Here is a 12431-nt window from a genome sequence, read left to right as displayed (position 1 = left end):
CGCATTCCGCGTCGGCGATCCTACAAGACACACCGCCTTTGCTTTTCAGTCCGGAGTGGAGCGTATAAGGCGCGACGGCCGACACACCGTTTGCCACCTGGGCGGCCGTGGACTCACCGGTACCGTTCGCGGTGACGCGGACGTCTGAAGCGGGTGATGCGCTCATTCGGAGCGTTGGCAACGGGCATTGACAGGAAGGATGCCGTGTGAAGGATAAGAACAGCTGGGGGCCCGCAGGCAAGGACCGTAGTGGGTGGTGTTCAGCGGCTTTCTTTTGCCTACTTTTCTTTGCCGCGGCAAAGAAAAGTAGGTGCTGCCCCGCACAGGGGCGACGCGTGAAGCACCAATACCAAATCGCGGATGCCAGAAAAATCTCAATCAGAACCGTGCCACTACACCCCAACAACCCGACACCACCGACAAGCCATTGAGCACACTCACAACTACTTCAACGCAGACGGACTCATCTTGACCAGATCAATAGTACTGGCGCCATGCGTAGCCGACGATTGATCGGAAACTTTCGCCACACTCGCCCCCAACCCCGTGCCATCCGATTTGCGCCGCGCCGCGTGCCTCTCGATGATCCGCTGCAGCAGGCAAAACGCGCACAACAGCGCGCCAATCACAATGCGCGTCCACCACGAACTCAGCGTGCCGTCGAAGGTAATCAGCGTCTGGATCGTGCCCAGAATCCCAACGCCAAACACCGAGCCGATCACATAACCCACGCCGCCCGTCAGCAGCGTGCCGCCGATCACCGTGGCGGCGATCGCATCGAGTTCCATGCCCTGCGCCTGCAGGCCGTAGCCCGACAGCACGTACAGCGTGAACACAAAGCCGCCAAGCGCCGAGCAAAAACCGCTCAACGCATACACGCCGATGCGCGTGCGCGCGACGGGCAAGCCCATCAGCAGCGCCGAGCGTTCGTTGCCGCCCAGCGCATACACGTTGCGTCCGAAGCGCGTGAAGTGCGCGACGAAGATCGCCACGGCCAGCGTCAGCAGCGCGATCAAGGCGCCCGACGTCAGTGAGCCGCTGCCTACGGGCACGCTGAAGCCCGCCATCGCGTGGAAGGTCGATTCGTTGATCGTGATCGATTGCGTGGTGATCAGAAAGCACGCGCCGCGCGCGAGGAACATGCCCGCCAGCGTGACGATGAACGGCTGTAGCCTGAAGAAATGGATCAGCGCGCCCATCGCCGCGCCGTACAGCGTGCCGAACGCGAGCACCAGCGGCGCGATCAGCCACACGGGCCAGTGCAGGCGCTCGGCGCAGATCGCGCAGAGAATGGTGGTCAACGCGACAACCGAGCCGACGGACAGATCGATCCCGCCCGACACGATCACGAACGTCATGCCGATCGCGACGATCAGCAAGAACGCGTTGTCGACCAGCAGCCCGAGCAGCACCTGCAGCGAGAAGAAGCCCGTGTACCTCACCGAGCCGAAGCCGAACAGCACGGCGAACAGCACCACCGTGACGACGATCGGCAGCGTACGTGGATCGAGCAGACGCCCGAGCATGTTATTCATTGTGGCGTCCCCGTCAGCGGCTTCGTTTTCATGAAAGCAAACGCGCGCACCAGTTGCCGCACCAGCAACGCCCGCGCGACGCTCGACTGGATCACGCTGACCAGCAGCACCACCACGGCTTTCACGACCAGCGTCGCTTCGGGCGGCACGCCAATCGAATATGTGGTGTACGTGAGCGTCTGGATGATGAGTGCGCCGAGCACCGTGCCGGCAAGACTGAAGCGTCCGCCGAGCAGCGATGTGCCGCCGAGCGTCACCGCGAGAATCGCGTCGAGTTCGAGCAGCAGCCCCGCGTTGTTGCCGTCCGCGCTGCGCACATTCGAGCTGGCCAGAATGCCGGCGATGGCCGCCGTCAGGCCCGAGAACACATACACGCTGAAAACAATCGCACTCGAACGCAAGCCGACCAGCCGCGTCGCCACCGGGTTCACGCCGATCGCGCGAATGAAGAGACCCAACGCCGTGCGATTGACGAGCAGCGCCGTGGCCGCCGTCACACCCATCGCGATCCATACCGAACACGGCACGGTCGCCAGATAGCCGCCGCCGAACACCAGATAACCCGGCGCGCCGATGGGAATGATCTGCCCGCCCGTCAGCAGTTGCGCGACGCCGCGCCCCGCCACCATCAGGATCAGCGTGGCGATGATCGGCTGCATGCCGACGAATGCCACCAGCATGCCGACCCAGATGCCCGCCAGCACGCCGACGCCAAGTGCCGCGCACAATGCCATGCCGATACGGGTTGGATCGTCGGCGAGTACGACGGCGGCCGCCGCGCCTGCAATCGCGACAATCGCGCCAACGGAAATGTCGATACCGCGCGTCGCGATCACGAGCGTCATGCCGAGCGAGACGATTACGAGCGGCGCAGCGCGATTGAGAATGTCGATGGGCGCGCCGAACAGATGACCGTCCAGCAGCGCAATCGACAGGAAGTTCGCGCGATGCGCGACGTCGATGGCGAATAGCGCGACCAGCGTCAGCACGGGCCACACCAGCTGGTGGCCGAATACGGCCTGAATCCGCTTCATTCGTTGCCTCCCGCAATCAGCCGGTAGACCTGATCTTCCGATACCGCGTTGCCCGTCACGTCGGCGATCTTGCGCCGGTCGCGCAGCACGGCAATGCGATGGCTCACGCGCACCACCTCGCCCACTTCCGACGAGATGAACAGAATGGCAAGCCCCTTCGCACACAACGCAAGCACGCGATCCATGATCTCGAACTTCGCGGCGACATCGATGCCGCGCGTGGGTTCGTCGAGTATCAGCATCTTCGGTTCGGTGGCGAGCCAGCGCGCGAGCACGACTTTCTGCTGGTTGCCGCCCGATAGCAGTCCGATTGGCTGTTCTGCATCGTGCGCCTTGATGCCGAGCCGCTCGATGTAGGTATCGGCGATTTCGCGCTGCTTCTTGCGGCCGATTACACGCAGCCAGCCGCGCCGCGCCTGCAGCGCCAGAAGGATGTTCTCGCGGATCGACAGCGTGGAAATGATGCCTTCCTTCTTGCGGTCTTCCGGACAGTAGCCGATGCCGTGGCGCACCGCGTCGTGCGGCGAACTGAGCTTCACGTCCTTGCCGTCGACGCTGATCGTGCCCGCGTCCGCCTTGTCGACGCCGAACAGCAGGCGCGCCGTTTCGGTACGGCCCGAACCGAGTAAACCAGCAAGACCAAGAATCTGGCCCGGCTGCACGTCGAGATCGATGGGATTCATCACGCCGCGCCGCGCGACGCCTTGCATCGACAGAAATGGCGCGGCGCCCGCGTGTTGCTGAGACGTGTCGGGCGCGCCGCCTTTGAGTCGCTCCGTCATCCGGTTATGACCGACCATCTTCGCGACGAGTTGTTCGACAGGCAGATCTTTCGCGAGATATTCGCCCTCGCGCTCACCGTTTCGCATCACCGTGATACGGTCGGAGATCGCATACGTCTGTTCGAGAAAGTGCGTGACGAACAGGATCGCAATGCCCGATTGCTTGAGATTGCGCAATACGTCGAACAGGCGCGCTACTTCGCCATCGTCGAGACTCGAGGTCGGTTCGTCGAGAATCAGCACGCGTGCTTTCACCGACATCGCGCGCGCAATCGCCACCATCTGCTGCACGGCAATCGGATACGCATCGAGCGACTTGGTGACGTCGAGCGACACATTCAGCGCGGCAAGCGCTTCATGCGCACGCGAGTGGATCGCTTTCCAGTCGATCGCACCGCGCCGCTTCGGCTGACGTCCCGCGAAAATGTTCTCCGCCACCGACAAATTCGGGCACAGATTGATTTCCTGGTACAGCGTCTGGATACCGGCGGCTTCGGCTTCGAGCGGCGTTGCAAAGCGCACGGCTTCGCCCGCGAGGCGAATCTCGCCCGCGTCCTGTTCGTGCACGCCCGTGAGCACATTGATAAGCGTCGATTTGCCCGCGCCGTTCTGACCCATCAAGGAATGGATCTCGCCGGGAAAAAGACGGAAGTCGACGCCCGACAGCGCCTTCACGCCCGGAAACGTCTTGCTGATGCCGATGGTTTCGAGTAGAGGTTGTGCGGCCATGAGTGACGCGAGGAGCGTGACGCGACAGCGTGATGGAAAATCCGGCGCGCCCTGCTGGCAAGGCGCGCCGGACACATGTAACGATTCAGCCGTTCAATACTTGCGCTGCGGCAGGATCTGCGCGGCGACGCTCATCGGGAACACGGTTTCGTTGGTCACGATGCGCTTGGGCAACTGCTTGCCCGCCACCACTTCCTTGACGGCCGTCATCAGTTGCGGCCCGAGCAGCGGACTGCATTCCACGTCCACGTTGATCTTGCCTGCGATCATCGCTTCGAAGCCGCCCTTGGTCGCATCGAACGAGACGACGCTCACGTCCTTGCCGGGCTTGATACCGGCTTCTTCCATCGCCTGGATCGCGCCGAGCGCCATGTCGTCGTTATGCGCGTAGACCACGTTGATCTGCTTGCCGTAGGTCTTCGCGAACGCTTCCATCACCTGCTTGCCGCCCGCGAGCGTGAAGTCGCCGCTCTGCGACGCGATGATCTTGAACTTCGGATCGTTCTTGATCACTTCGATCAAACCCGCATGGCGATCGTTGGCCGGCGCCGAGCCGACCGTGCCCTGCAGTTCCGCGATATTGATCGGGCCCGCATCGTTCTTGTAGCGCTCTTCGAGCCACTTACCCGCACGGCGCCCTTCTTCCAGGAAGTCCGAACCGATCATCGTCACGTACAGCGACGTGTCTTTCACGTCGATCGAACGGTCGGTGAGAATCACGGGGATTTTCGCGTTCTTCGCTTCCGTCAGCACAGGCTCCCAGCCCGATTCGACCACCGGCGAAAACGCGATCACATCGACCTTCTGCGCGATGAACGAACGGATCGCCTTGATCTGGTTTTCCTGCTTCTGCTGCGCGTCCGAGAACTTCAGGTTGATGCCAGCGTCCTTCGCTGACGATTTCACCGACACGGTATTCGCCGTGCGCCATGCGCTTTCTGCGCCGACCTGCGAAAAGCCCAGGGTGATCTGTTTGTCTTCAGCGAAGCTGTTGCCGCTCGCGGCAACGGTGAGCGCCGCTCCGACGAGCATGCCGGCGATCAGACGCGTGGCGACTTTCATGTTGTGTCTCCGATGGGATTGTTTTCCAGGCGCTGCATTCCGTGTGCGACGGCCTTGACGCGACGACGACGTGCATAGCGCCACCTCTTGCTGCAAACCGGCAACCGACAGTCAAGCTGGACATCATCGAAACTCTGGCCGAACGGCCTTCCGCATGGATGCGCGCTCGGGGCGGACATCCTGCGCGCCGGGCATGGGTCCCGAACCTTGGCGAGACTGCCATCGACGCGTCTGATTTTTCCTTATAGCCAAACTATATGTTTGGCGCCGCGTGCTTTCGATTAGCGTTTTCCCGACCTTCCGTGCAGCCGCGACGAAACGATTGATGGAGATTTTGTTGCCGGTATGACGCGCTTTCCCACGTTTTAGGCAGATATGAAAAACCCGGACGGGACTGTGTTAAGCGCTGGCTCACACAACGAAATGGCGGAATGCGATCGGATCGCGAATCGTTATAGTAATACTATAAAGCGTGCAACAGGCCAAAAAAACGCGGCGCCGAACAGGGTTCGAGCGCCGCGAGCCAATCAAATTTTCAGGTCAGGTCAGTCGAAATCGAACATGTCGAACAGCGACTTCTTCTTGCGACGTGGATCGTAAGTCTGCTTGCGATGATCGTCGTGGTACGCATCGCCGCGTCGTCCCCACTCCTGATCGCGCCGTGAATCGCGGTCGTCGTAGCGGGCGTCGCGCTGCTCGTTGCCGCTGCTGCGTTGCGGTTCGGGCACTTCTATCTGGTTCAGCAGCTTGTCCAGTTCGCCGCGGTCGAGCCATATGCCACGGCACGTCGGACAGTAATCGATCTCGACACCCTGGCGTTCCGTCATCAGCAGATCAGGGGTCTTGCAAACAGGGCACTTCATTGCATTGCTCCTTTCGTAACGTTCATACCTTCTGGTGCTTCAGTTCGGGGCGCGTTCTCCGCGGCCCCGTTGAGACTGCGATGCTCAGTTCGAGACAGCCGAACTGTCGCTGCGCGGCTTGTCATGCTCACGTTTGTCCTTCCTGCGGCGCGACAGCATGTTCATGCCTTCGACGAAGCCCGCGAACGCCATCGCAGCGTAGATGTAACCCTTCGGCACGTGCGAACCGAATCCTTCCGCCAGCAGCGTCATGCCGATCACCAGCAGGAAGCTCAGCGCAAGCGTCACGATGGTCGGGTTACGCTCGATGAACTTCGACAGCGGGCGTGCTGCGAACAGCATGGCCGTGACGGCTGCGATCACCGCGATGAACATGATCGGCAGATGCTCCGTCATGCCGACAGCCGTGATGATGCTGTCGACGGAAAACACGAGGTCGAGCACCAGGATCTGGCCGATTGCCGCCGTCACCGTCAGACCAGCGACGCCCATCGCGGGGTTCGCCGTTTCGTCGGCGTCGCGGCTCACGTGGTGATGCATTTCACGCGTCGCCTTCCACACGAGGAACAGGCCGCCGCCGATCAGGATCAGGTCGCGCCACGAAAACGCGTGATCGAACACGGTGAACACAGGCGTGGTGAGCTGCGCAATCCACGCGACCGTGCCGAGCAGGCCAAGACGCATGACCAGCGCCAGCATGATGCCGATGCGCTGCGTGCGGGCGCGCTGCGCTGCCGGAAGCTTGTTGCTGAGGATCGAAATGAAGATCAGGTTGTCGATGCCGAGCACGACCTCCATCACGACGAGCGTCACGAGTGCCGCCCATGCTGCGGGGTCGGCTGCGAGGGTCAATAACGAGTCCATGTGCGAGCGATGTTGTCCGGTTGAGAGAAAAACGGCTGATTACTGGGTCACAGCCTGTGGAAAGCATGATCGCCTGGCGGAGCGATCGGAAAAACCAGTGATAAGCTGATGGTTAGTTCGGTTTTTTCGAAGTAACTTTTTGTGCTGAGGCAACCATGCTCAACTACCGGCATCTGCACTATTTCTGGGTGGTGGTGAAGGAAGGCGGTTTTGCGCGCGCCGCCGAACGGCTCGACATGGCCGTACAAACCATCAGCGCGCAGGTGCGCGAACTGGAGAAGGCGCTCGGACATCAGTTGCTGAAGCCTGCCGGACGCGGCGTCGCGATGACGGAAGCGGGCCAGGCGGCCTATGCGCGTGCGGAAGAAATTTTTCAGCTTGGGAGCACACTGCACGACGAAGTACGCGAAGCGGCGAGCGGCACGGTCGCGCGCTTTGCGGTCGGGCTGACGGACGGCATTTCGAAGCTGGCGGTCCACGCCATGCTCGCAGGCGTGCTCGATACGCCCTCGCTGCGTCTGCTCTGCCACGAAGGCGAAGCGGAAGACCTGCTGGCGGAGCTCGCGCATCATCACCTCGATCTCGTGCTGTCGAGCCAGCCCGCGCCGCATAACTCGAATCTGCGCCTGTCGAGCGAACGCCTGATCGCTTCGCCGATCGACTGGTATGGGCCTGCGTCGGTGGTGCGCAAAACGCATATCGACCATTTTCCACAATGTCTCGCGTCGCTCCCCGTGCTGCTGCCGACGGGGCATTCGGCGCTGCGCTCGCGGCTCGACCGCTGGTTCGAAGCCGCCGACATCCGGCCGCGCATCGCGGGAGAGTTCGAAGACAGCGCGGTGATGATGCTGTTCGCGTCGCGCGGCATGGGCGTCTTTCCGCTCGCCGCGTTCGGCGCGGAGCGCGACGAGCCGATGCATCGCAGCCTGCGCTGGCTGGGCCGCTCGCCGGAAGTGAAGGAGGAAATTTACGCGATCGTGTCGCGGCGCGGGCGGCATCATCCTCTGACACAAAAGGTGTTGAGCGCGGCGCATGCATGACCGCGCTTGCAGGGGCGCAACTCACTTCGGTTTTTCCGAAGCCGAGCTTCCGTTATTTCTGCTTTTTCCGCGGCACCTTCTCACCGTACGCTTGAGCCGTACTCACCAAGGAGGTGTCTCATGCAAGTCCTGTTCAAGTCCCGCGATCGTGAAGCCGTCATGTTGCGCAGCTTCGCGCGTCAACGCATCCGGTTCGTGTTTCGCCGCATGGACTGGCTGATTTCGAAGGCGACGGTTAGCCTGTCCGACATCAACGGACCGCGCGGCGGACTCGACAAGCGCTGCCAGGTGCAGGTGCAGACGCCCGATGCGACGCCTGTCGTCGTCACGTCGATTGCGCGAGACTGGCGCGGCGCGCTCGATCTGGCGCTGGCGCGCGCCGCACGTGCAATCGTGCGCAGGCAGCAGGCGCGTGTCGCGATACGGCGCATCAACCAGCGCGAACCCGCGTGGACGACGCAGCCCGACGCCGTCTAACCTTGCGGCTGTTGATCGCCGCTGACAACTGATCATTGACCGACCGCATGACGGCGCTGTGAATGCAGCGCCGTTGGTCATTGCGCTATCCGTTCATCGCCCGGTCGAGCAGTTCAAGGCCTTCGACTGCGCCGCGCGCCAACCCGATCCCGCGATTTTGCCCGATACCGAAATCGCGCGGATTGATACGTATCACACGCGGGCCATTTTGCTCGCTGAAATATCGCACCGTGGGGATCGCCTTCCCCGCGCCGATCTCGACCACGGCCAGCCGCTCGACCCTTCGCAGCCACGCATGCAGATGCGCCTCCTGCTGTTCGGTGCGCAACGCGATCCAGTCGTAGTCGCCGAACATCAGAATGTTGGGCCGCGCCACCGCGCCGCATTGCGGGCAGCGCGGCAGATCGCTGATCAGCTCGCAAGCCGCTTCATCGACTACCGGTTGCAAGCCGGACGCGGGCCACAGGCCGTCGTGGCACACCTCCGAGCATTGCAGCACGTGAATCGAGCCGTGGCACTCGGCAACGACGGCATGCTCGAACCCCGCCGTCTGAAACTGGCCGTCGACGTTGCTGGTGAATACGGCAAGGCCGTGCGGCATCGCTTCGCTCCAGCGCCGCAGGATATCGAAGCCACGATGCGGCACGGTGCGTCGGTAAAGATCGAGCCGATGCCCATAGAAGCCCCAGGCAAGACGTGGATGCAGCGCCATGACGCGCGGATTCGCCATGTCCTGAAAGGCCAGCCGATGCTGCTTCAACGCGGGATACGCGCGCCAGAAGCCCTCGGCGCCGCGAAAATCCGGCAAGCCCGAGTCGACGCCCATACCGGCGCCTGCCGTCACCAGCAGGCCGTCGGCCTCGCGCAGCCACGACACGGCGTGGCGGATACGTTCGTTTTCGTCCATCGCGCCACTCTAGCAATTCAGGCGCGTATCGTCTTGTGAGCACGGCTGCGACGCCGGACAATACTCGCCTGCTGCTTTTTGACGTGCGATGCTGTGCGCCCCACGCAACCACCAGGGAGACCGTTCGATGACCGCGTCGGCTGCTGTATTCGCCATTCTCGTCGCGTTGCTGCTGGGCGCGATGATCCCCGGACCGAGTTTCGTTCTCGTCGCGCGCAATTCGATCAGCCTGTCGCGCAGCGACGGTTTGTCGACCGCGCTCGGGATGGGCGTCGGCGGTATTTTCTTTGGCGGTATTGCGCTCGCCGGACTGTATACGTTGCTGGTCGCCGTCGAATGGCTGTATATCGGCCTGAAAGTGGCCGGCGGTTTGTATCTGATTTATATGGCGTCGAAAATCTGGCGCGGCGCAGCTCAACCGATTGCAATGGATGCGAGCGGCGCAGCGCAAGGCCGCAGCACGAGGAAGTCTTTTCTGATCGGGCTGACGACGCAACTGAGCAACCCAAAAACGGCCATCTGGTACGGCAGTATCTTTGCCGCGCTGTTGCCGCAGCATCCGCCCGTCTGGTGTTACTTCGCGCTGCCGCCGCTGGTGTTTGCGGTGGAGTTCGGCTGGTACACGGTGGTGGCGTTGTGTTTTTCGAGCCGGCGTCCGCGCGAAGTCTATCTGCGGGCCAAGACGTGGATCGACCGGATTGCCGCGGGCGCCATTGCGGCGCTAGGACTGCGGCTGATTTTCGCGGCCAGGAAGGCCGGAATCTGAGCGAGACGTGGTGCGCCGCCGGATGCTCATGATGCAGCGCGGCGGCGCGCCAATGACAAAGGGGAGTTCAGACGAACTCCCCTTTGTTTATGCGAAATGCTTAGCGGCGATACGCTTCAGCGAGAACGGCGCAGTGCTGCAGGTGCAGATCCACGGCGCGGATAGCAAGCTCGCGCAGGCGCGAGAGCCAGCTCGTAGACGGTACTGCTGCGGTCGTAGCTTGTTGCATGGCGGACTCCTTATACGGGTAACACCCTAAGTAATAACCCTAGTATAGCTCCGCGCATGTCGCACCGCAACAAATCAATAAACTTTCTCCGGATTTTTCTTACAGATTCCCTTCTTCGGACGCACGCTCCGATGTCAGCCGTTTCCGGCGTTGCGTAAGCGGACCCAACCCGCGTCACGCGCGTAATGACACCTGATGCAAGCGCTATCGATTAGTTAGCTCACCAATCAGTCTCACCCGATTAACAATCGCACAAAGCATTTGCGATCTTTATCAGCGAAGACAAACGTCAGCTACATGACATCCGAATTTCGTTTTTGGACGGCAATATTTCGCTCACGAAAATACGTCATGCCGGATTTCACAATGATTGACCATTTGCCTGATAACACTGACAAGCCACGCCACTGTTGCGCACAGACCAACGGTGTATTGGAGAAATTAATGTGATGTGAAAAAAGCTTTTGCTCTAACATTCGCCGTGCTCCACCAACGCCCAATGCCAAAGAGGAAGTACATGGACATCAAGTCAATCCGGCAATCTGCATTCGCAATGCCTGTTCATAATCCCGCCTTCCCTCGCCCGCCTTTCCGCTTTCTCAATCGTGAGTACTTCATCATTTCGTACGAAACCGATATGGATGCGTTGCGCGCGGTAGTGCCTGAACCGCTGAAGCCGGAAAACGCGCTGGTGCACTACGAGTTCATTCGCATGCCCGATTCTTCGGGTTTCGGCGATTACACGGAAAGCGGCCAGGTGATCTCGGTGCGCGACATGGAAGGCCGGCTCGCGAACTACACCCATTCGATGTATCTCGACGACGAAGGCCCGATTGCGGGCGGCCGCGAAATCTGGGGCTTCCCGAAGAAGCTTGCGCGTCCGAAGCTCGGCGTGGACGGCAACGACACGCTGCTCGGCACGCTCGATTACGGCACGCAACGCATCGCGACGGGCACGATGGGCTACAAGCATCGCATGCTCGATATCGAAACCGAACGCGTGAAGCTCGCGGATACGCCCAACTATCTGTTGAAAGTGATTCCGCATGTCGACGGCTCGGCGCGCATCTGTGAACTGGTGCGCTTCTATCTGCGCGACGTAACGGTGCTCGGCGCATGGAGCGGCCCGGCTGCCCTCGAACTGCATCCCCACGCACTTGCACCCATTGCCGATCTGCCTGTGAAGCGCGTGGTCGGCGCACGGCATGTGATCGCCAATCTCACGCTCGACATCGGCGAAGTCGCATTCGACTATCTCGCGCCTGCACACGTTGAAACGCAGCACGCAAAGAAGTCGAACGACGACGCACTCGAACTCGCGGTTTAACGCTCTCCAAACCAATCAAGGGAAAAACATCATGTCACTGCAAAACAAGGTCGCGCTCGTCACGGGCGCAGCAAGCGGTATCGGCGAACAGTGCGCGCGCAAGCTCGCGAGCCTCGGCGCGGCCGTCGTCATTGCGGATCTGAACCTGGAGAATGCGCAGAAGGTGGCGTCGAGCATCGTCGAAGCAGGCGGCAAGGCTATTGCTGTCTCGATGGACGTGACGAATGAAGAAGCTGTCAATGCAGGCATCGAGCGCGCCGTGAAGGAACTCGGCAGCATCGACGTGCTGGTGTCGAACGCGGGCATTCAGATCGTGGCACCGATCGAAGAGTATGCCTTCGCCGACTGGAAGAAGATGCTCGCCATCCACCTCGACGGCGCGTTCCTGACCACCAAGGCGGCTATCAAGCACATGTACGACAGCAAGCGCGGCGGCTCGATCGTGTACATGGGTTCGGTGCACTCGCACGAAGCATCGAAGCTCAAGTCGGCCTACGTGACCGCGAAGCACGGCCTGCTCGGCCTCGCGCGCGTGGTCGCGAAGGAAGGCGGTCCGCGCGGCGTGCGCGCCAACGTGGTGTGCCCGGGCTTCGTGCGCACGCCGCTGGTCGACAAGCAGATTCCCGAGCAAGCCAAGGCGCTCGGCATCAGCGAAGAAGAAGTCGTGAAGAACGTGATGCTGAAGGAAACCGTCGACGGCGAATTCACCACGGTCGAAGACGTCGCTAACACGGTCGCCTTCCTCGCGGGCTTCGAATCGTCGGCACTGACGGGACAGTCGGTGATCGTCAGCCACGGCTGGTCGATGAAATAAGG

The 12431-nt window shown here is 61.5% G+C and carries 13 protein-coding genes; 5 read left to right on the top strand and 8 right to left on the bottom strand.

Translation table 11 applies throughout. From position 1 onward, the window contains the following. Positions 1 to 443: 443 nt before the first annotated feature. From yjfF to DK391_RS34250, 6 genes are all read right to left on the bottom strand, one after another. A complete protein-coding gene (gene yjfF / locus DK391_RS34275; RefSeq protein ID WP_109482440.1) occupies positions 444 to 1535 on the bottom strand; it encodes a galactofuranose ABC transporter, permease protein YjfF in 1092 nt (363 codons plus the stop codon). After that, positions 1532 to 2569 carry an ABC transporter permease gene (locus DK391_RS34270; protein WP_109482439.1) on the bottom strand — a complete coding sequence of 346 codons (1038 nt, stop codon included), beginning with the start codon at positions 2567 to 2569 and terminating at the stop codon, positions 1532 to 1534. The genes yjfF and DK391_RS34270 overlap by 4 nt, the downstream gene beginning before the upstream one ends. Continuing rightward, positions 2566 to 4080, bottom strand: a complete 1515-nt coding sequence (locus DK391_RS34265) for a sugar ABC transporter ATP-binding protein (protein WP_109482438.1) — start codon at positions 4078 to 4080, stop codon at positions 2566 to 2568. Before DK391_RS34265 ends, DK391_RS34270 begins: the two co-directional genes overlap by 4 nt. Positions 4081 to 4173: 93 nt before the next feature. Next, positions 4174 to 5142, bottom strand: coding sequence for an ABC transporter substrate-binding protein (locus tag DK391_RS34260; protein ID WP_109482437.1), 969 nt, complete (start codon positions 5140 to 5142; stop codon positions 4174 to 4176). 545 nt (positions 5143 to 5687) lie between these two features. Continuing rightward, positions 5688 to 6005, bottom strand: coding sequence for a zf-TFIIB domain-containing protein (locus DK391_RS34255; RefSeq protein WP_109482436.1), 318 nt, complete (start codon positions 6003 to 6005; stop codon positions 5688 to 5690). Positions 6006 to 6089: 84 nt separating this feature from the next. After that, on the bottom strand, positions 6090 to 6869 hold the full coding sequence (locus DK391_RS34250; protein ID WP_109482435.1) for a TerC family protein: 780 nt from the start codon (positions 6867 to 6869) through the stop codon (positions 6090 to 6092). A 155-nt stretch (positions 6870 to 7024) separates the two neighbouring features. Here DK391_RS34250 and DK391_RS34245 point away from each other — a divergent pair, with 155 nt between their 5' ends. Both DK391_RS34245 and DK391_RS34240 read left to right on the top strand, forming a co-directional pair. Next, positions 7025 to 7909 (top strand): LysR family transcriptional regulator, encoded by an 885-nt coding sequence (locus tag DK391_RS34245; RefSeq protein ID WP_109482434.1) that lies wholly within the window; start codon positions 7025 to 7027, stop codon positions 7907 to 7909. A 120-nt stretch (positions 7910 to 8029) separates the two neighbouring features. Further along, positions 8030 to 8386 carry a hypothetical protein gene (locus DK391_RS34240; RefSeq protein ID WP_109482433.1) on the top strand — a complete coding sequence of 119 codons (357 nt, stop codon included), beginning with the start codon at positions 8030 to 8032 and terminating at the stop codon, positions 8384 to 8386. An 85-nt stretch (positions 8387 to 8471) separates the two neighbouring features. On the opposite strand, the gene DK391_RS34235 is transcribed toward DK391_RS34240, so the two are convergent. After that, positions 8472 to 9293, bottom strand: coding sequence for a Sir2 family NAD-dependent protein deacetylase (locus tag DK391_RS34235; RefSeq protein WP_109482432.1), 822 nt, complete (start codon positions 9291 to 9293; stop codon positions 8472 to 8474). A 127-nt stretch (positions 9294 to 9420) separates the two neighbouring features. On the opposite strand from DK391_RS34235, the gene DK391_RS34230 reads away from it, so the two are divergent. Continuing rightward, positions 9421 to 10059 (top strand): LysE family transporter, encoded by a 639-nt coding sequence (locus tag DK391_RS34230; protein WP_109482431.1) that lies wholly within the window; start codon positions 9421 to 9423, stop codon positions 10057 to 10059. 100 nt (positions 10060 to 10159) lie between these two features. Here DK391_RS34230 and DK391_RS45650 read toward each other — a convergent pair whose 3' ends face one another. Further along, the gene (locus DK391_RS45650) at positions 10160 to 10288 is read right to left on the bottom strand and encodes a hypothetical protein (RefSeq protein ID WP_007749609.1); all 129 of its coding nucleotides are present in this window, start codon (positions 10286 to 10288) and stop codon (positions 10160 to 10162) included. A gap of 517 nt (positions 10289 to 10805) precedes the next feature. Between DK391_RS45650 and DK391_RS34225 the strand changes: the two genes are divergently transcribed. Beyond that, the gene (locus DK391_RS34225) at positions 10806 to 11615 is read left to right on the top strand and encodes an acetoacetate decarboxylase (protein WP_109482430.1); all 810 of its coding nucleotides are present in this window, start codon (positions 10806 to 10808) and stop codon (positions 11613 to 11615) included. A gap of 28 nt (positions 11616 to 11643) precedes the next feature. Next, positions 11644 to 12429: a 3-hydroxybutyrate dehydrogenase gene (locus DK391_RS34220; protein WP_343225463.1), complete on the top strand. Its 786-nt coding sequence runs from the start codon at positions 11644 to 11646 to the stop codon at positions 12427 to 12429. Positions 12430 to 12431: the final 2 nt, after the last annotated feature.

The organism is Paraburkholderia sp. C35 (genome assembly GCF_003121405.1).
Taxonomy (GTDB): Bacteria; Pseudomonadota; Gammaproteobacteria; order Burkholderiales; family Burkholderiaceae; genus Paraburkholderia.
The sequence above is the reverse complement of the archived record's forward strand: the minus strand, read 5'-3'. Positions and strand labels throughout refer to the sequence as shown.